This window comes from Saccharothrix mutabilis subsp. mutabilis (genome assembly GCF_039521145.1).
Classification (GTDB): Bacteria; Actinomycetota; Actinomycetes; order Mycobacteriales; family Pseudonocardiaceae; genus Actinosynnema; species Actinosynnema mutabilis.
In genome coordinates this window covers 44,179-63,522 of the sequence record NZ_BAAABU010000032.1, presented here as the reverse complement: position 1 = coordinate 63,522, position 19,344 = coordinate 44,179, and the positions used below count along the sequence as shown (strand labels likewise).

At 72.4% G+C, this 19,344-nt stretch carries 17 protein-coding genes; 6 read left to right on the top strand and 11 right to left on the bottom strand.

Annotated elements, in window-relative coordinates; all coding sequences use genetic code 11:
* The first annotated feature begins 123 nt into the window (after positions 1-123).
* Both ABD126_RS36600 and ABD126_RS36595 read left to right on the top strand, forming a co-directional pair.
* Positions 124-1,308, top strand: a complete 1,185-nt coding sequence (locus tag ABD126_RS36600; RefSeq protein ID WP_343939860.1) for a serine hydrolase domain-containing protein — start codon at positions 124-126, stop codon at positions 1,306-1,308.
* A gap of 90 nt (positions 1,309-1,398) precedes the next feature.
* On the top strand, positions 1,399-2,388 hold the full coding sequence (locus tag ABD126_RS36595; protein WP_343939858.1) for a serine/threonine protein phosphatase: 990 nt from the start codon (positions 1,399-1,401) through the stop codon (positions 2,386-2,388).
* Here ABD126_RS36595 and ABD126_RS36590 read toward each other — a convergent pair.
* A complete protein-coding gene (locus ABD126_RS36590; protein ID WP_343939856.1) occupies positions 2,385-3,020 on the bottom strand; it encodes a TetR/AcrR family transcriptional regulator in 636 nt (211 codons plus the stop codon). The genes ABD126_RS36595 and ABD126_RS36590 overlap by 4 nt on opposite strands.
* A 98-nt stretch (positions 3,021-3,118) precedes the next feature.
* Between ABD126_RS36590 and ABD126_RS36585 the strand changes: the two genes are divergently transcribed.
* Positions 3,119-4,108 (top strand): PHP domain-containing protein, encoded by a 990-nt coding sequence (locus ABD126_RS36585; RefSeq protein WP_343939854.1) that lies wholly within the window; start codon positions 3,119-3,121, stop codon positions 4,106-4,108.
* A 633-nt stretch (positions 4,109-4,741) separates the two neighbouring features.
* On the opposite strand, the gene ABD126_RS36580 is transcribed toward ABD126_RS36585, so the two are convergent.
* Positions 4,742-5,749 (bottom strand): radical SAM/SPASM domain-containing protein, encoded by a 1,008-nt coding sequence (locus tag ABD126_RS36580; protein ID WP_343939852.1) that lies wholly within the window; start codon positions 5,747-5,749, stop codon positions 4,742-4,744.
* Between the two features lie 195 nt (positions 5,750-5,944).
* On the opposite strand from ABD126_RS36580, the gene ABD126_RS36575 reads away from it, so the two are divergent.
* From ABD126_RS36575 to ABD126_RS36565, 3 genes are all read left to right on the top strand, one after another.
* Entirely contained in the window at positions 5,945-6,583 is a 639-nt protein-coding gene (locus tag ABD126_RS36575) for a sensor histidine kinase (protein WP_343939850.1), read from the top strand.
* Positions 6,584-6,590: 7 nt separating this feature from the next.
* A complete protein-coding gene (locus ABD126_RS36570; RefSeq protein WP_343939848.1) occupies positions 6,591-7,259 on the top strand; it encodes a response regulator in 669 nt (222 codons plus the stop codon).
* A 65-nt stretch (positions 7,260-7,324) separates the two neighbouring features.
* Positions 7,325-7,948 (top strand): helix-turn-helix transcriptional regulator, encoded by a 624-nt coding sequence (locus ABD126_RS36565; protein WP_309115283.1) that lies wholly within the window; start codon positions 7,325-7,327, stop codon positions 7,946-7,948.
* Between the two features lie 31 nt (positions 7,949-7,979).
* Here ABD126_RS36565 and ABD126_RS36560 read toward each other — a convergent pair whose 3' ends face one another.
* The 9 genes from ABD126_RS36560 to ABD126_RS36520 all read right to left on the bottom strand — a co-directional run bounded on the left by ABD126_RS36560 (position 7,980) and on the right by ABD126_RS36520 (position 19,342).
* Complete coding sequence (locus ABD126_RS36560) at positions 7,980-9,281, bottom strand: COG1470 family protein (protein ID WP_343939844.1); 1,302 nt, start codon at positions 9,279-9,281, stop codon at positions 7,980-7,982.
* Positions 9,282-9,369: 88 nt separating this feature from the next.
* On the bottom strand, positions 9,370-12,543 hold the full coding sequence (locus ABD126_RS36555) for a translocation protein TolB (protein WP_343939842.1): 3,174 nt from the start codon (positions 12,541-12,543) through the stop codon (positions 9,370-9,372).
* 7 nt (positions 12,544-12,550) lie between these two features.
* Complete coding sequence (locus ABD126_RS36550; RefSeq protein WP_343939840.1) at positions 12,551-13,597, bottom strand: NADase-type glycan-binding domain-containing protein; 1,047 nt, start codon at positions 13,595-13,597, stop codon at positions 12,551-12,553.
* On the bottom strand, positions 13,594-14,133 hold the full coding sequence (locus ABD126_RS36545) for a phage tail protein (RefSeq protein ID WP_343939838.1): 540 nt from the start codon (positions 14,131-14,133) through the stop codon (positions 13,594-13,596). The genes ABD126_RS36550 and ABD126_RS36545 overlap by 4 nt, the downstream gene beginning before the upstream one ends.
* Complete coding sequence (locus ABD126_RS36540; protein WP_343939836.1) at positions 14,130-16,070, bottom strand: putative baseplate assembly protein; 1,941 nt, start codon at positions 16,068-16,070, stop codon at positions 14,130-14,132. Before ABD126_RS36540 ends, ABD126_RS36545 begins: the two co-directional genes overlap by 4 nt.
* Positions 16,070-16,480, bottom strand: coding sequence for a GPW/gp25 family protein (locus ABD126_RS36535; RefSeq protein ID WP_343939834.1), 411 nt, complete (start codon positions 16,478-16,480; stop codon positions 16,070-16,072). The genes ABD126_RS36540 and ABD126_RS36535 overlap by 1 nt, the downstream gene beginning before the upstream one ends.
* Position 16,481: 1 nt before the next feature.
* A complete protein-coding gene (locus tag ABD126_RS36530) occupies positions 16,482-16,763 on the bottom strand; it encodes a PAAR domain-containing protein (protein WP_343939832.1) in 282 nt (93 codons plus the stop codon).
* A gap of 13 nt (positions 16,764-16,776) precedes the next feature.
* A complete protein-coding gene (locus ABD126_RS36525; RefSeq protein ID WP_343939830.1) occupies positions 16,777-18,594 on the bottom strand; it encodes a VgrG-related protein in 1,818 nt (605 codons plus the stop codon).
* Positions 18,584-19,342, bottom strand: coding sequence for a CIS tube protein (locus tag ABD126_RS36520; protein ID WP_343939828.1), 759 nt, complete (start codon positions 19,340-19,342; stop codon positions 18,584-18,586). Before ABD126_RS36520 ends, ABD126_RS36525 begins: the two co-directional genes overlap by 11 nt.
* Between the last annotated feature and the right edge of the window lie 2 nt (positions 19,343-19,344).

The window sequence follows — 19,344 nt, the reverse complement described above, 5'->3', positions numbered from 1 at the left end:
GCGGCGGCCTCCCGGGGTGCACGGGCTGGGCTTGCCACCCTACCTATCGCGGAACCCCTACTCACGTGTCGCGGCTCACCCGTGGTCGCATGGTCGCCACCCACCGCCACCACGGGAGGATCAGTGACGGTCCAAGGCTTCTGCGGCCCCGGCTTCGAGGACGTCCGGGCCGAGTTCGAGCGCAACTTCGCCGAGCGCGGCGAGGTCGGCGCGAGCGTGCACGTGACGGTCGACGGCGAATCCGTCGTCGACCTTTGGGGCGGTGACGCGGGTGGCCGCCCCTGGACCGAGGAGACGGTCACGCACGTCTGGTCGTGCACCAAGGGCGCGACCGCGTTGTGCGCCCACATCCTCGCGTCGCGCGGCGAACTCGACCTCGACGCCCCGGTCACCCGGTACTGGCCGGAGTTCGGTCAGAACGGCAAGGAGCACACGCTCGTCCGGCACCTGCTCGGCCACCAGGCCGGGCTCGCCGCCGTCAGGGAGCCGCTCCCGCGCGACGCCATGTACGACTGGGCGCTGATGACCGACGTCCTCGCGCGGCAGGAGCCGTTCTGGGAGCCGGGCACCGCGCACGGCTACCACGCGCTGACGTTCGGCCACCTGGTCGACGAGGTGGTCCGCCGGGTCACCGGCCTCACGCTGGCCGAGTTCTTCGAGAAGGAGGTGTCCGGGCCGCTGGGCCTGGACTTCTGGCTCACCCTGCCGGAGGACCTCGAACCGCTGGTCGCGCCGACCGTCCCGCCCACGCCCGGCGGCACCGCCTCGCCGTTCTCCGTCGCCGCGACGACCCAGCCGCAGTCCATGCAGGCGTTGATGCTCATGAACAACGGCGGCTACCTCATCGCGTCGAACAGCCGCGAAGCGCACGCCGCGCAGTTCGGCGCGGTCGGCGGCATGAGCAACGCGCGCGGCTTGGCGCAGATGTACCGGCCGTTGGCGCTGGGCGGTTCGTACAACGGCGTGGACCTGGTCTCCGAAGAGCAGATCGCCGTCATGTCCGCCGTGACCTCCGCCGGGCACGACCGGATGCTGCTCGCGCCCACCCGGTTCTCCCTGGGCTTCCTCAAGGCCAACAACAGCCCGGCGCAGGAGGGCGACTCCGTGGGCCTGTCCGAGGACGCGTTCGGCCACTCCGGCATGGGCGGGTCCATCGGCTTCGCCGCGCCGGCCGCGCGGATGTCGTTCGGGTACGCCATGAACCGGCAGGGCGCCGGAGTGGGGTTGAACGGGCGCGGACAGTCCCTTGTGGACGCCGTGTACCGGGCGCTGGGATATCGGCGCGCGGGTGGCGGCTGGTTCCGGTAGACCGGCGCACCCGGCACGGCAGCTGGGGCGAGCGGCGCTCGGGGACCGACGTCGAGGTCGTCGAGCACCGCCCTCCGGCATGATCGGGGGATGAGGACCGCCCGGCACCACCAAGTCGCCGCCGCACTCGGCTCCCGCTCCGACGACGACCTGCTCGCCCTGCTGGACTCCGCCACGCCCGGCAGCGTCGGGGTGGGCGGAGGCGCGACCACGGTCGAGGTGGCCGGCGTCCCGGTGTTCGCCAAGCGCGTCCCGCTGACCGACCTCGAACTGGCGCACCCGCACAACACCGCGAACCTGTTCGACCTGCCGGTGCACTGCCAGTACGGCGTCGGCGGCCCGTCCTTCAACGCCTGGCGCGAACTGGCCGCGAACACCGCCGTCACCGAAGCCGTGCTCGACGGCGAGACGACGTCCTTCGCCCTGCTGCACCACTGGCGCGTACTACCCGGCCGCCCGCCCGTGGCCGACGAGCACGCCGACGTGGACCGGGTCGTCGCCCTGATGGGTGGCCACGAGTCCGTGCGGACCCGACTGGAGGCCCTGGCCGCCGCCACCCACAGCCTCGTCCTGTTCAGCGAGTACCTCCCGCACCCGATCGAGACCTGGCTGGCCGAGGACCCGCTCGGCCGCGCGCGGGCCGTGGAGCACCAACTACTGGGAACCGCGGAATTCCTGCGGCGTGGCGAACTCCTCCACATGGACGCTCACTTCGGCAACATGCGCGTCAACGACGACACCATCCACCTGACCGACTTCGGCCTGGTCACGTCACCGTCGTTCGACCTGTCGCCCGCCGAACGCGACTTCGTCCGGCGCAACACCGGCCACGACCTCGACTACGCCAGGATGCGCCTGGTCAACTGGCTGGTGGTCGCGGTGTGCGGGGTGGCGGTCGTCGGGCCTCCCGCGGCCCGCAACGAGTACGTGCGCCGCTGCGCCTCGGGCGACGTCCCGGCCGACGTTCCCCCGGTCGTCGCGGACATCCTGACCCGGCACGCCCCCGCCGCCGCCCGCATGAACGACTTCCTCTGGGCCCTGTTCGACGGCGACGTGACCGCCGAGTACCCCGCCGCCTAACCCGCCCCGTACACCGAGCGCAGCCAGACGAACGCCAGCGTGTCCACCAGCTCACCGTCCCGCTTGGCGGACCTGCGCGCCGGCGAGCGGTTCACGAACGCTTGCTCGTTCATCGACACCAGCACCGCCGCCAACGACCGCGCGTCGGGCCCGTCCGGCGCCACACCCGCCGCGCGTTCCAACGTGATCTGCTCGGCGGTGGCGTCGATGAACCGGCGCGCGACCCCCGTCCAGAACTCCCGCATCCGCTCGTCGGTGTCCCGCGCCCGAACCGCCGCCCGCAGCACCGGTCCGTGCTTGCGCCACAACGCGAGCGTGCTGCCCAGCGCGCGGCGGATCGCGGCCTCCGGCGGCTCGCTGCCCCGGCGCAGCCACGACGAAGCCGCGTCGTAGAGGGCGTCCAGCACGCGCGCGGACAGGGCGTGCAGCACCGCTTCCCGCGAGGAGAAGTGGAAGTAGAAGGTGGACCGCGAGATGCCCGCGCCGGAGGCGAGTTCGTCCACCGCGATGTCCTCCAGCGACCGGTGCTGGAGCAGGCGTTCCGCGGTGTCCAGGATGGCCTGCGAGGTGAGGTCGCCCTTGCTCGGGCGACGCCGGGACCCGACCGAACCGGCCGTCGACCGTGGGGGCATGGCCGACATGCTGTCCCTCCGGGGCACCCGCCCGCAACCCTTCGTGACGACACCGTGGCCGACGCGCACCGAACGTCCCAACGGGGTACACAGGACGGGTGGATCCGTTGTGGGCGTTGCGGCAGGTGGCCTTCCAACTGGAACGGGCCGGCGAACCGACCTACCGGGTGCGCGCGTTCCGCCGCGCGGCCGAGGTCGTGGCGGGCCTGCCACCGGGCGACCTGGAACGCAGGGTGGCGAACGGGACCCTGACCGACTTGAACGGCATCGGCAAGGCCACCGCCGGCGTGATCACCGACGCCGTGCAGGGCCGGGAGCCTGCGTACCTGTCCAAGTTCCGGGACCAGCCGGTGACCGGCGGCCAGGCCCTGCGAGCGAAGCTCAAAGGCGACTGCCACACCCACTCGGACTGGTCCGACGGGGGCAGCCCCATCCGCGAGATGGCCGAGGCGGCAAGGGACCTGGGCCACGAGTGGATGGTCCTCACCGACCACTCCCCGAGGCTGACGGTCGCCAACGGCCTGTCCGCCGACCGCCTGCGCCGGCAGCTGGAGGTCGTGGCGGACCTGAACACGGAGTTGGCCCCGTTCATGGTCCTCACGGGCATCGAGGTGGACATCCTCGACGACGGCTCCCTGGACCAGGACCCGGACCTGTTGGCACAACTGGACATCGTGGTGGCCAGCGTCCACTCGAAGCTGCGCATGGCCGAGCCGGAGATGACCAAGCGGATGATCAAGGCGGTGAGCAACCCGAACGTGGACGTCCTGGGCCACTGCACCGGCCGCCTGGTGGTCGGCAAGGGCAGGCCGGAGTCGACGTTCAACGCGAAGGCGGTCTTCGAGGCCTGCCGGGACAGCGGAACGGCCGTGGAGATCAACTCCCGACCCGAACGCCGAGACCCACCGGGCAGGCTGCTGCGCCTGGCGGTGGACGTGGGCTGCACCTTCTCCATCGACAGCGACGCCCACGCCCCGGGACAACTCGACTGGCTGGGCTTCGGCTGCGAACGCGCCGAGGAACACGGCATAGAACCAGACCGCATCATCAACACCCAAACAGCCAAAACCCTCCTGTCCAACCGCTAGCCACGCAACCTACGGGGGGCGCGCAGCGCCTCACTGGGCCTCGTGAGGTCACACCCCAACCCGGGCTTCTTGCTTGTGTCATCTCCGTATGGCCTGCCCGAAGGGCTACCACACTTTCCCGGGGTTGGGCCAAAAAGTTTTGCGAGGAACGAGCAAAAGTTTTTCGACCAACCCCGGGAAAGTGTGGTCGGCTCCGCCAGGCCATACGGAGATGACACAAGCAAGAAGCCCCCTCTCTTTCTTTTTGTCATCTTTGGCGGCCTGCCCGCCGGCGAGGCTCTTTTGATCTTTTCAAGCTTTTCAAGAACGCGCTGGCGCGCTCTCAAGATCAAAAGCTCAAAAGCAAAAGCGGCTGGGGAGGCCTCCAGTGGGGGGAAGGGCCTGCGTGTTCCCCACCGCATGACCTGGCGGAGCCGACCACAGATTGCCGGGGTCGGTCGAAAAACTTTGCTCGTTCCTCGCAAACTTTTTCGACCGACCCCGGCAATCTGTGGTAGCCCTTCGGGCAGGTCATACGGTGGGGAACACGAAGGCCCCTTGTGGCTGGGAGCCCAGCCGAAAAGCACGCCGCTGCGCGGCGAAAAGCGTGCCGCTGCGCGACGGGGCCGCGCAGCGCGGCGGGAAGGTTCCGGGTCAGCGGCCGGCGGTGGCGGATCTGGGGGTTCGGGAAGCGCGTACCAGGTGGCCGTACCAAGCGATCAGCGGCCCGGTCCGTCCCTCCACCAACCGCTGCCAGGTCGCCCGGCACAATTCCAGCAACGGCCGCCGATCCCACCTCGCCGCCAGTTCCGCCAACGACCTCTCGTACACGTTCCCCAGCCAATACCGCCGATCGAAACCGTACGCCACCGGCACCGCCGCGCCGTTCGACTCGATCACCAACGGCGTCAGCCAACTCCCCAACGGCGCGTCCTCCCCCACCGGAGCCGCCATGAACGCCTCCGGCTTCCGGGTCAACAACGTTCGGGGCACCGCGTCCAACTGCACCGCCAGCCCGTGTTCCTCGGCGATCCGCCCCAACTCCACCGCCGCGTACGCCAACTCCACCGCGTCCGGCCGCTCGCCCGTCATCAACAACCCGGCCGCACCCTCCGGCTCCAACGGGTGCACTTGCAGCAGCAGCGCGCCCGACTGCGCAGCCGCCACCGCCACGTCGCCCAACTGGGTGGCGTTGCCCTGGGTCAAGGTCGTCACCACGCCCACCGGGATGCCGGCCTCCGTCAAGCGCCGGATGCCGGCCAACGCCTTCGTGAAACACCCCTGCTGGTCACGGATCCGGTCATGGGTTGGCTGGTCGCCGTCCAACGACACCGCGACCAGGTCCACCAAGCCCCGCACCAAGCCGATCCGCCGCTGGTTCAGGGCCACCGCGTTCGTGGTCACCGTCGTGCGCATCCCGGCGTCCCGGGCCGCCCGCAGCAAGCCGGGCAGTTCCGGGTACAGGAACGGCTCGCCGCCGGTCACGTTCAGCACGTCGTAGCCCAGGGCCGCCGCGTCCCGGACGACCCGGGACAGCAGCCCGATCGGCACGGACTCCGCCACGTCGGGCCCCGAACTGGAGTAGCAGTGCCGGCACCGGAGGTTGCACAGCCTCGTCGGGTGCACCTGTAGGACCGCCCTGCCGCCAGCAGCCTGCCGCATTTCCACCCTCCTGTGGTGCCTCCTCTCCGTATGGAGCAGACAAGTGCCGCCGTGATACGTCGTTCAGTCACTAATGAGACGGACGGTTCCCTCGAACGTGGGAACCTGGCCGGTTGCTTGAAACGACGCCCGTTAACCGGACGACTTCACGGTCGAGGCGGCGAAGCCCGAGCGGTGAGCACCGGGGGAGGGGACATGCGTCGCGAGTTCGCGTGGTCCACCGACGCGGCCGACGAGGCCCGCCGCCGGGTGCTGCGCGACCTGCACGACGGCTTGGGGCCCTCGCTCGCGGCGATCGCGCTCGGGTTGCGCGCCGCTCGGCAGCTCGTCGGGCAGGACCCCGCTTCGGCCGGGTCGCTGCTCGCGCGGCTGGAAGAGGAGATGTACCACGCCGTGGGCGAGATCCGGCGGCTCGCCGCCGGCGCGTACCCCGTCGAGCTGGCCCGGTTGGGCCTGGTGGGCGCGGTGCGGGCGCATGTGGCGACGTTGGCGGGCCGGCACCCGGTGCGGATGGACGTGCAGGTCCCCGGAACGCTGCCGGAGTTGCCGGTGGCGGTGCAGGTCGCGGCTTACCGGATCGTGTGCGAGGCGGTGACCAACGTCGTGCGGCACGCGGGTGCGCGGCACTGCGTGGTGCGGCTGTGGTGCGCGGGCGGGTTGCACGTCGAGGTCGTGGACGACGGGGTGGGCGCGGGTCCGCGCGGCGGGGGCGGGATCGGGTTGAGTTCCATGCGGGAGCGCGCCCACGAGGTGGGCGGCACCTGGAACATGGAGCACGCCGCCGCCGGGGGCACGCGCGTGGCGGCGGACCTGCCGGTCGCGGGTGGGGTGTGAGCGGGACATGCTGCGGGCGCTGGTCGCGGACGACCACCCGCTGTTCCGCTACGGGCTCGCCGCCGCGCTGACCGCCGCAACCGACGTGGAACTGGTCGGCGAGGCGTCCGGCGGTGAGATGGCCGTCGAACTGGCGTCCACCCTCAAGCCGGACGTGGTGGTGATGGACCTCAACATGCCCGACCTGGGCGGGGTGGAGGCCATCCGGCGGATCGTGGCGCGCGACCCGGGCGTGCGGGTGCTGGTGCTGACGATGTTCGACGACGACGAGTCGGTGTTCGCCGCGATGCGCGCGGGCGCGCTGGGCTACCTGCTCAAGGCCGCGAAGCCGCAGCAGATCGTCCGCGCGGTGCGGGCGGTGGCCGAGGGCGAGGCGATCTTCAGCCCCGGCATCGCGGTGCGGCTGCTCGCCTACTTCGGCACCGACCGCAGGGCCAAGCCGGAGGCGTTCCCGGAGCTGACCACGCGGGAGCGCGAGGTGCTGCGGCTGATGGCCGACGGCCGGGGCAACGCGGCCATCGCGCGGGTCCTGGTGCTCAGCCCGAAGACCGTGCGCAACCACGTGTCGAACATCCTGCGCAAGCTGCACGTGGCCGACCGCGCGCAGGCGGTGTCCCGGGCGAAGGAGGCCGGTCTGGGCGACGACCCGGGACACATCGGGACAACCGGCCCATAGTGCCGGGACGCACCGGGTGGCGACCATGGTCAAGGGACTCGACGCACGAGGCTGGGGAGCCGGGCATGAACGGTGAGCAGATCGCGGTGGTGCTGCACGCGGCGGATTCGATCACGCGGGCCGGGGTGACCGCGGCCCTGCGGTCGCGCCCGGAGATCAGGCTGGTCGAACCCGACGAGCCCGCGCCGGTCGCGTTGGTGGTGCTGGAGAAGCTGGACGGGCCGGCGCAGCAACTCCTGCGCCGGCTCCAGGTGCAGGGCAGTCCGAACATCGTGCTGGTGGCGGGCGACATCGCCGACCCGGAGCTGCTCAACATCGTCAGCTCCGGGGTCTCGGCGGTGATCCGCCGCTCGGACGCCACCCCGGACACGCTGGTGCGCCTGGTGAAGGCCACCGCGGCGGGTCAGGGCGCGCTGCCCGCGGACCTGCTGGGCCGGTTGCTGGACCGGGTGTCCCGGTTGCAGCGCAACGTGCTGAACCCGAACGGCTGGACGATGGCCGGCATGTCCGACCGGGAGACCGAGGTGCTGCGGCTGATCGCGGACGGCTTCGAGACCCGCGAGATCGCCGAGAAGCTGTGCTATTCGCAGCGGACCGTCAAGAGCATCCTGCACGACATCACCAACCGCTTCCAGTTGCGCAACCGCGCCCACGCCGTGGCGTTCGCGTTGCGCGAGGGCTTGATCTGACGACGCCGGAGGCGGCGCGATCCGGCACCGCTCACTCCACCCGGCCGGAGAAGGACACCGAGGGCTTGCAGTTGCCCTTCTCGGCCGGGTTCTGGCAGCTCACGGCGACCACGATCGTCTCGCCCGGCTTGAACCGCAGCGGCTCGACGTAGTGGCGGTCCAGGTCGCGGAAGTTGGCCAGGCCGACCTCCAGGATGCCGCTGCGCGTGCCGCCCGCGTCGCGCAGGACGCGGATGGTGCCGGTGTCGCCGCGCGGGTTCTGCAGCACGATGTCGCTGACCCGCAGGGTCTTGCCGTCCGGCGGGGTGAACACGAATTCGGTGAACTGGTCGGCGTCCGCCACGATCGCCGCGTCCGCCGCGACCCGGAAGTCCGTGGGCTCACCGGCCTGCGCCCCCACGCGCGGGGTGCCGGTGGGCTGCGACCCGGGCGGCGCGCCGGGGTCCAGGCCCACGGCCTCCATCGCCCGGTTGGAGTTGCCCTTGGCCTGCTCGGCCTCCTGCTTGGCCGCGCCGGCGCTCTCCTCGGCGCGTTCGGCGGCGGCCTTGACCTCGGCGGCCTGCTGGGTCGCGGCCTCGCGCGCGGCGGACTTCACGGCGGGCTGGAGCACGGTGAACCACAGGGTGGCCAGCACGAGTGCCAGCGCCAGCAACGCGAGCAGCGCCGGCAGCAACCACTTGGGCAGCAACGACCGCTGCACGAACATGCCGTCCGCGACCAGCGGGCCGCCCGCGTCGGGCAGCACCTCCACCCGGAACGGCTTGGACTGCGGCTGGCCGCGCAGGAACGTGTCGTGCGGCTTCACGAGCAGCTTGACGAACGCGGCCGTGCCGGGCGCGAGCAGCACCTCGCTCCGGTCGAGCTTGAAGTCCAGCTCGCCGTCCTGGTCGCTGGGCGTGAACCGCACGCCGACCGGGTGGTTGCCGACGTTGTCCACGGCCAGCTCGAACTTGCCGCGCCTCCCGGCCTCGACCTTGCCGGGCACCAGTTCCGCGCTCAGGTCGGTGAACGCGCCGACCTCGACCACGCCCTCCTCCACCACGGACCCGTACGGGTCCTCGCGGGAGGTGACGCGGACGCCGAACGGCACCGCCCCGGCCGGCACGCTCGCCGCCCGGGGTGGCGCGAACCGCACGGTCACCGCCTCGGAGGCCTGCGGCACCAGGTTCACCGCCGGCGGTTCGGCCACGGCCCAGCCCGCGGCGTCGCCGACGACGTCGACGGTGAACTGGTCGACCAGCTGGCCGGTGTTGCGCACGACGACCGTGCACGTGACCTCGGAGCCCGGTTCCACGGACAGACCCGTGGCGGACAGCGTCGCGGTAGCGCCCATGTCGCAATCCTGTTCGAGAGGCGGTCGGGGAGGACGAGTCGGAAGGGTGGGGGCCGGTGCTCCGCGCACTGCCCCAAGGGGCAGCCGTTCAGCCGCGGCCCACGAAGTCGGGCGGTTGCAGCGATTTCGGCACGACCAGGAACGGGTTCGACCGCACGAGGGCGAACCCGGGTCCGGCCTCGGCGGTCGCGGCCAGCTCGCGCGGGCCGACCAGGTCGTTGTCGAACACCAGCACCTGGGCCTCGAACGTGCCGTCGTCCCGCACCACCACTGTGCCCGGGGTGGCGGAGATGCCGACGGTCCAGGCCAGCCGCACCGTGCCGCCGGGCGGGAACCCGCTGCCCACCGCGCGCGGCACGAACCCGCCGGGCCCGACGAGCGGGTCCACGGTCACCTTCGGTTGGCGCACCAGGACCCTCGCGACCGCCGTGTTGTCGGCGGCGTTGTTGTCGGGTCCGACGCCCAGCACCGAGCCGCCCGCGATGGTGTCCACGGCGGCCTTGGCGGGCAACGTGATCCGCACGTCGGCTTCCTGGAGTGGTTGCAGGACACCGATCGTGCACACCGACCCGTCGGCGGCACAGCCCGGTGCGACGGTTTTGACCGGGGTCAGTTGCGGCGGCAGGGAAGTCACCACGCGGACGTCCGTCATCGGCTCGCCCGCGCCGTTGCGCACCTTGTAGGACAGCACGATGTCGTCACCGCCGACGAAACCCTCCTGTGGCAGCACGGCGACGGCCATCGACAGCGACCCGGGGTTGGCGGGCGGCTTGATCGGGTCGGCGACGCGGATGATCACCTGCGCCCGGTTGTCGCCGGGGTTGACGTCCTGGCCGGCGTCGGCGGCGACGACCTGGCTGCCCGCCGCCGTCCCGGTCACGGTGACCCGGATCTCGACCCGGCCGCGGGGCGGCACCCGGCCGGGAGTGCAGGTGGTCCCGGCGCACGTGCCCGCGGTGGTGGTGACGGTGTCGACGCGCAGCCCCGGCGGGACGGTCAGGGTCACGGTCGGCGAGGTCGGCGCGAGACCGGTGTTGGTGACGGTGAACCGGGCGGTCGTGGTGCCCTCGAACGGGATCGCCGCGGGCGCGACCGCCGCCGCCACCGCGAGGTCGGGCAGCGGTTGGAACGCGGCGACCCCGACCTGCGCGGCCGGGTCGGCCACCAGCACGGTCGCCGGCCCGCCGGAGGGCGCGACCCGCCAGATGCGGGTGGCGCCGAACTCCCCCGCGCACTGGTCGAACGCGATCAGCGCGCCGTCGGGCGACCACGCGGGCGAGTCCAGGCACAGCTCGGCGGTGAAGATCGGCCGGGCGTTGGCCCCCGACGCGTCGGCCACGCACAGCGCCCGCCCCGCGTGCGCGAACACCAACCGGGCGCCGTCCGGCGACCAGGCGGGTGACGTGTCGTCGCGCGCGCAGTCCTGGGCGAACAGCCGGGACAGGTTGGCCTGCCGGAGCGGTCCGGAGACGTCGGCGAGCCAGATGTCCTCGCTGGGCCGGGTTTCCGGGACGACCACGGCGACCGGCGCACCGGCTCGGTTGCCGCGTCCGTTCTCGCTCGCGGCGCAGGTGACCGTGGTGACGCCGACGGGGAACAGGTCGGTCGGCTCGGCGTCGCAGGTCGGGGTGAGCGGTTCGCCGGTCACCGAGGTGGCGGAGGCGGTGAACGGCACCGCGACCGGGGTCCCGCCGGGGCTGACCGCGGTGTCGCCGTTGACCACGACGGTCGGCAGGCCGGCGGCGGCCTCCGTGACGCGGATGGTCTGCACGTGCGGCTGGCCGGGCTGGACGCCGTTGAACAGGAAGTCCACGGTGCAGGCGTGCCGGTCCCCCACGGCGGCGAGGCGCGGTCCGAGCGGCTCCAGCCGCACGGTCTCCTGGAACCGCACGTCCGTGTTGCCGGGCACGGTCACCGAGGGCGGGGTGAACTCGATCGACACGCCGTCCGGGCAGTTGGCGCGCGGGGTCACGGTGACGGGGATGCGCTCGATGCCCGCCTGGATGCCCGCCACGACCTGGTCGGGCAGGTGGCCTTCGGTGAGCACGCCGCCGGTGGCCGCGGTGAGCCGGCTCGCCTGCTCCCGGCTGTTCAGCTGCTCCGGGTACGGCGGGGTCTCCGGGTCGCCGTCGTCGGGGATCACCACGGGCACGGCGACCAGGTGGATGCCCAGGTCCTTCAACTCCCGCTCGATCCTGGACTCCTCCCAGTACGGGTAGGCGGTCGCGCAGCTGTTGGGGCCGTCGTAGTCGCCGCACTGGTCGGGGTGGTTGTGGCTGGCCGCGTCACCGGCGACGACCGCGATCCGGCTCGTGCCCGGCTCGGTGAAGATCCGGTCCTGCGTGACCCGGTGCAGCGCGTTGAACCAGTCCTCGGGCCCGTCGCCGCCCCAGCCGATCTTGAGCTTCTCCGGGTCGTCAAGGACCTTCTTGACCTCTTCCCGGGTGGTCAGCGCCGTGGCCGGCTGGTAGCGCAGGCTCTCGCCGTCGGAGGCGTCCTGGTAGGCGGCGATGCCGAAGCGCGCCAGCGGTTCCTTCTCGGTGATCCGCCGCATGGCCTCGCCGAGGTTGGTGCGCACGGCGCTGATGGCCGGGCCCATCGAGCCCGTGGTGTCCAGCAGGAACATGATCTCCGGCCGGGCGGGGACGTTCGGGGTGCGCAGCGAGGCGGTGGTGGTGAACGAGCCGCCCAGCGGGGTGGAGCCGCTCACCGAGCGCGGGTGGACCTGCGAGATCTCCACGGCGTCGGTGTCGCGGCTGAACGCGATGGTGCGGCCGTCCGGGGACCACGCGGGGCTGTGGTCCCGGCCGTCGAGGTGGTCGGGGAACGGGATCCGCGCCAGCTCCACCCCGTCGGCCACGCGCAGCACGACGATCTCGCCCCCGTCGGTGACGGCGAGCCGGGTGCCGTCGGGCGACCACGTCGGGTCCTCGCCGCGCAGGGTGCGCTGGTCGGAGCCGTCGGCGTTGGCGACCTTGACCACCCCGCCGTCGGCCTGCTGGGTCCACGCCAGGCGCGTGCCGTCCGGCGAGTACGCGGGGTCGGTGTCGTGCGGCACGCCGCTCGCCGTGGTCGCCCGCGGGTTGCCGCCGCGCGAGTCGGTGCTCCACAGGTCGCCCGCCTCGTCGCCCGCCGCGACCCGGCTGAACCCGATCCGGTAGGGCTTGAGCGGTTCGGGCTGGGCCTGGGCGGCGGGGCGGTCGGCGAGCAGCGCACCGCCGAGCAGCACGCCGGCCAGGGCCACCGCGGTCGTCCTGTTCACCTCTGCCTCATTCCACCGTGAAGAGCTCGATCTCGGAGATGGCGACCTCGGTGCCCTGCAACGACCGGTGCACCGACTCGACGTGCACCTCGACCCACTCGACGCCCTGCGCGCCCTCCAGCTTCACGGCCTTGGGCTCGGGCAGGTCGACCAGGTTGAGGTCCTGGGTCTTGCCGTTCGAATAGACCAGGTGCACCTTGTCCGGGCGGTGCGCGGTCTGGAAGGCGTCCGGGATGCCGACCAGGAACATCGCCTGCGCCAGGTCCACCTTGCGGTCGAACTTCAGCACCAGCGCGGGGGGCGTGGGTTCGAGGGGCGCGGACCAGTAGGTGGCCTTGTTGTTGTCGGCGGCCAGGCCCGCGCCGTGGTCGGGGCTCGCGACGTTGGCGGTGACGTCGTTGGGGCGCACCGGCTTGGCCTCGTTGCTGAACCAGTCCTTGACCGTGTTCACGAGGCCGGTGGCCTGGCTGTTGACCGCGCCGCGGAACTGGCTGTGCAGGCCGTAGAGGCCGAGGCCGGCGAGCAGGGCGACGACGACCGACCAGCGCAGCACGCGGCCGACCGTGCGGCCGACCGACGTCCGGCGACGGCGGCGGGTGCCGGCGGCGGCGGGTTCGCGCCGGGGCAGCAACCGCCGCCACCACTTCTCGGGGACCACCTGGGCGTCGGCGAGCTTCTCGCCGCAGCGGGCGCAGAACCTCCGGGACGGCGGGTTTGCCTCGCCGCACTGGCCGCAGATGAGGTCACCGGGCTGCGGTTGGCGGCGCTCGGTGAACTGCGGGGGCGGGGGCGGCGGGGTGCGGCGCTCGTCGGTGGGTTGCATGGCCCCCGGCTGCCGCGGCTGGGGCTGCGGTGGCTGCCAGTCCGGTCCCGGTTGCGGCGGTCGCGGTGGCTGCCAGTCCGGTCCCGGTTGCGGCGCCGGTCCCGCCTGCGGCTGGTTCGGCACCTGCTGGGCCCCCGCGGGCGCGCGTTCCCACTCCAGGTAGGTGCCGCACGACCCGCAGAACTCCGCACCCCGGGCGTTGCGCTCCCCGCACTGCGCACAGACGATCACAGTCCCCCGACCTCCAATTCCACCACCACGTGCGCGGGCACCGCGGCGGCGATCGCGGCCGACAGGCGGACCCGGTCCACCGCGCCCGGGTCGGCCACCCGCACCCGCACCACCACCCGCGCCGGACCGGTGTCCGGCAGCGGCGCGCCCGGACGGTCCGACGACGTGCACCCGCCGCTGTCCACGACCTCCACCTGGCCGCCGGTCAGCAGCCGCACGTGCGCGATCAGCCCGCGCCGCGTGCCGCGCCACCGGTGCAGCTGCACGGCGTTGGCCACCAGCGCCCGGCGTTGCAGCACCGACCAGCCCTCGCCGACGTCCAGCGCCACCCAGTGCGCGAGCCAGTCCAGGAAGTCCTCCGGCGCGACCTTCGGGTCCAGGTAGCCCGCGAACCCGTCCAGCGCCGTGAACACCGGGGCCAGCACCTCGTCCAGCGCGGCCAGGAAGCGCTGGGTGAACTCGTCCTCCAGGTACACCGCGGGCAGCCGGTCGGCCAGCGGGTGCGGTGTGGGCAGGGTCGGGCCGCCGGTCCTCATCGCGTCACCCGCACCTGGTGCCCGTAGGAGAACGCCAACCCGTTGGGCGGCAGGTCCAGCCTCGGCACGGCGTTGCCGCGCTCGCCGGTGACCGGGTTCGCGCCGAACAGCTTCACGTCCTCGACCAGCTCGACGCCCGGCGCCCGTTGCAGCACCGCGTACACCTCGCCGGACTGCACCGGTCGCCCGAACGGCCAGCCGTCGCCGTCCGGGCCGCCGCTGATCGGGTTGAAGTAGTCGTACAACGCCTGCACCGCGCGGGTGCGCAGGACGTCCTCGGGGGTGCCGGCCCGCGAGCGCAGCTGCGCCACGACCGTGACGCCCTGGTAGTACGGGGGTTCCACGGAGATCCTCGCGCCGATGCAGCGGCGTTCGTCCAGGAACCGCTCGATGCGCTGTCGGACCTCCACGCCCGGTTGCAGCGCGCCGAAGTCGGACTCCTCGTTCGACCCGACGGCGGGCACCACGAGCACCCGCACCGCCGCCGACCCCTGCCCGGCCGGGACGCACCGCACCCGCGCGATCTCCGGCGCGGCCTCGCGGGTCAGCAGCTCGTAGTCCTCGGCGGTCACCGCGCGGTCGCGGGTGCGCAGCACCAGCGGGCCGCGCAGGGCCGCGTCCCGCACGGACTCCCCCGCCACGCCGCCGCTCGCGGGCTCGCGGTTGGTGACCGAGCTGACGAACGGCACCGGGTCGCGCTGCACCTGCAACAACCCGCGCGCCACGTTGCCGCGCAGCCCGCCGCCGGTGCGGTACTCGGGCACCCGGATCGCGGCCGACTTCGCCGGCACCGCGCCGAACAGCCGGACGCTGCCGTCGGGTTGCCGGATGGCCGGACCGAAGATCACCTCGCCGCCGACGCGGTCGAGCACGACGTGCTTGTCACGCGGCCCGGACTCGGCGAAGGACCGGACCTCGGTCCACCGCTCCCAGCCCTCCGCCGTGGCGACCTCGACCACCAGCGCGCCCTCGTCCACCACGACCGGCGTGCGGGTGAGCGCGAACCGTTGCCCCGCGACGCCTTCGGACACGCCGATGGTCTCGTTGCGCACGATGTCGGCGTGCGTGGCGTCGGTGGTGCCGCCGATGGTGGCGGCGGTGACGGCCAGCAGCCTGGGCGGCTTCTGGTAGAACGGCAGCTCCGGCGGCGGTTCCACGGCCCGGCACCGCAGCCAGCCCGCCCGTTGGCGCGCGATGACCGACGCGGTGTGCGTGCGCGGCACGTGCAGGACGACGTCGCCGGGCTTGTTGAACCCGCCCGTGGAGTCGCGGTCGATCTCGCAGGCGGTCCAGCCGGTGCCGTTCCACGCCTCCCACACCCACGGCGGGCGGCGCGGGTCCACGCCCCGGCCCTCGGCGTGCGCCTCGACCCGCAGCAGCACCGCGCAGCCCGGCACGGCGTCGGACAGTCCGAACAGGACGGAGTCGCCGGGCGCGGGCGGGTCGCCGAAGCACTCGGGGGACTTGCCGTCGCGCAGCTCGTCGGTGCGGTCGGCGGGCGGGACGTTCGGGTCGGCGGACGCCGTGACCAGGTGGTTCAGCTCGCACGGCACGATCGACAGCTCGCGGTCGACGGTGAACACGACCGGGTCCTCGATCTCGCTGCGCTCGGTGGCGACCTGCGCGCCCGACGGCACCACCACCGGCACCTCGCGCGGCGCGGACAGCCAGAAGGTCACCTCGGCGCGGGCGGCGGTGGGCGGGAACAGCTTGACCCCGATGAGGTCGAGGAACCTCAGGTAGTGCAGCGCGGGCACGCGGTTGAGCCGGTAGAGCAGCTCGTCCACCATGTGCGCGAACGCCTCGATGAGCGTGACCCCGGGGTCGGAGACGTTGTGGTCCGTCCACTCCGGACAGTGCTGCTGGACGCGGCGCTTGGCTTCGTCCACCAGGTCCTGGAAGCGGCGGTCGTCCAGGTTCGGCGCGGGGATCGACATCAGGCGCCCTCCTCGTCGGCCTCGTGCGGCGGGATGACGTAGAAGGGGAACACCAGGTTGCGCGGGTCGTTGGTGCCGCGCAGGGAGTACCGGATGTCGATGAGCAGCGTCCCCTGGTCGACCTCGTCGAAGCCGACCGACACGTCCGCGAGCGTGATGCGCGGCTCCCAGCGCTCCAGGGAGATCCGGACCTCGTAGGCGATCCGGCCCGCGGTGGCGGCGTCGGCGGGCGCGAACACCAGGTCGTGGATGGCGCAGCCGAACTCCGGGCGCATCGGCCGCTCGCCCGGCGCGGTGGCCAGGATCAGCCGGATGCTCTCGACGACCTCGCGCTCGCCGCCGACCAGCGCGACCGAGCCGGTGGCGTCGGTGTGCACCGGGAAGGCCAGGCCCCGTCCGACGAAGTCCACGTCACCCTCCGATCATGACGGTCGGGCAGCCCACGACGATCGGCGCGCCGCAGGCGGACATGTCGCCCATGCGCGCCGCGGGCCGGCCGCCGATGAGCACGGTCGGGCAGCCCGGTGGGACCAGCACGCTCGGCGGGTGCGGCGGCACGCCGGGGAACGAGCAGATGTGCGGGTTGCCGACGACCGCCGCCGGCATCCCGCCGATGAGCACGGTCGGCACGCCCGGCGGCCCGACGGTCCCCGGGTGCCCGGTGGGGTCGCCCACGCGCGCCGCTGGTGGCATGTCCGCCTCCCCTCTAGTTGATCTTCACGAGACTGCCGCGCACGGTGAGCACGCCGCTGGCCGTGACCTCGGTCTGTCCTTGTCCGGCGACGGAGACGGTCGCGCCCTCGACCTTCGCGCCGGCGGTGCCGTTGAGCTTGAGCTGGGCGCCGGCCTTGACCTCGACGTCGGTCTGGGCCTGCGCGGTGATCTTCTGGCCCTTCAGTTCCAGGGGGCCGGCGCCGGAGTCGATGGTGATCCCGTTGCGCGCCTTGACCGTCACGGCCTTGCCGCTGGTCACCTCGATGACCTGGGCCTTCTGGTCGAGCTTGACGACGAACTTCCCGTCGCCGCTGGAGATGACGATCCCCTCGTCCTCCACGAACTCGACCTTGTGGCCCTTGCGGGACACGAAACCGCGGGTGGTGACCTCGCCGGTGCCGCCGTCCACGGGGTCCTTGGTCAGCTTGGGCGGGGCGTCCTTGCCGTTGTAGAGGCCGCCGAGGACGTAAGGCGCGTCGAAGTCGCCGTGCTCGAAGCCGACCAGGACCTCGTCGTCGACCTCGGGCAGCACCAGCGATCCCCGGTCCGCGCCCGCCCCGGTGTGCACGGTCCGGGCCCACCCGCTGGTGAAGTCCTCGGCCAGCCACGGGAACTTGACCTTGACCCGGCCGAGTTTCGCGGGGTCGCGGATGTCGGTGACCACCGCCGGGACCAGCCCGCCGGGCTTCTGCCCGGCCGGGCCGCTGTTGGCCAGCCCGTACAGGGAGCGCTCCTGGCGGCCGGACACGGTGAACTCCGTGGTGTAGCCGACCTGTTCGGCGAACAGGTGCCGGGTGCTGGTGAGCGTGTACTTGCCGGCGAACGGGTCGCCGATGTTGGTCAGCGCGACCGCCGTGCCGGCCTTGAGCTTGGGGTTGCCGCGCGCGACGCCGGCCAGTTCCGCGCACGCCCCGCCGAGCTGGGTGCCCAGCGCGGCGGCGACCGCGTCCACCTCGCCCTGCCCCCGGTACGGGCCGGTGGCCAGGAACGGGGGCGCGCCGAACTTCCCGGCCAGGTCCTTGGGGTTGACGCCGGTGATCTCCGTGCCGGTCATGTCCGGCGGTCTGGTGGCGGTGACGGCTTTCTTGCTCTCCGGGTCCCAGCCGCGGACGTTGACCTCGGGGACCTGCTCGGCGGCGGTGACCGCGGCCCGCAGGGACAGCAGGTTGCGGTGCATCTCCAGCACCAGCGGGTTGCTCTTGGCCTTGGCGTTGCGCTCCGGCGCGCCGGTGGGCTTGTCGGGCAGCTGGAAGTTCAGCCTGCCCTCCACGATGGCCAGCTGCGCGCCGACCGCGCCGGCGAGCCGGGACAGGAACTCCCAGTCGCTGAGGTTGTCCTGGCTGACCTGGGTGTGGGGCTTGCCGCTGAACCCCTTGACGTCGTCGACCTCGCCGGTCGGGATCTTGGCGCGCTGCGCCACCTTGCGGACGATGTCGGCGACGGTCATGTTCGGGTAGGCGGCGGTGCGGCGGCCCCGGAACAGCCGGTGCGCCAGGTCGTACCCGCGCACCTCGGTGAACGTGCCGCCGCTGTCCAGCTCGACGCCGACGGCCGTGATCTCGCCGCTCATCAGCAGCTGCGGGCCGCCCGGGTCGGAGGTCTGCACCTTCAGCGCGATCTTCGCGCCGATCTTGAACTTCCCCTTCTCCAGCACCACGTGGCCGGGGTCGCGGAAGCGCAGCACGAACACGTCCGGCAGGTTGCGGCTGTCGTCCACGAAGGCGTGCGTCAGCAGCGGTTTGACGTCCTCGGGCAGCGGCGCGGACTCGACCTCGACCACGAGGGAGTTGGCGAAGCTCTCACCGGCCATCGCGGACCTCCTCCAACGCGGGCACCAGCAGCCGGGTGCCCGGCCGCAGCCGCATCGGGTCGTCGATGTCGTTGGCCTCCGCGATCTCCCGCCACAGCTCGGCGTTGCCGTAGGCCTTGTAGGCGAGGGACTGGAGGGTGTCGCTGGCGACCAGGACGTGCGAGTCGCGGGCGGCCAGCGCGCCCGAGGTCGGGTTCTGGCCGCCGTGCTCGCCGGAGATCTCCTCCAGGTTGACCGTGCACACCGCGCGGACGGGCGTGCCGGCCGGGGTGAACAGGGTGTACTTGGCGGTGACGCTCGCGACGTAGGACGGGAAGCCCGTCATGCCGCCCCACTTGAAGATCACCCACGGCGGCGAGCCCTTGCCGTGCTGGCGGCTGTCCTGGGTGGGGACGCAGCACGAGAAGAGCTGCTCGACCTTGCGGACCACGCTGTCGTCCATGCGCTCGGTGGCGTCGAGGAACAGTTCGAGGGCGAGTTTCGACGGGTCGGGACCCTTGAACTCCGGCGGGCCGGACTTGGCGTTGTTGGGTTGGCGGCTGCGCTCCCACTTGGCGTTCTTGGTGAGCGTGAGTTCCTTGGGGTTGAACTGGAAGGTGATGTCGTAGAGGAACCCGCCGGGCTTGGCCGCGCCGCCGGCCTTGGGTGGTTCGTGGACGGCCAGGGTGGCTTTCTGGAGGTTGGTGGGGGCGGCGTAGGAGGTCGCCGTGGTGGTGCCGGCGGAGGTGAACGTGATCGGGGAGGCCATGT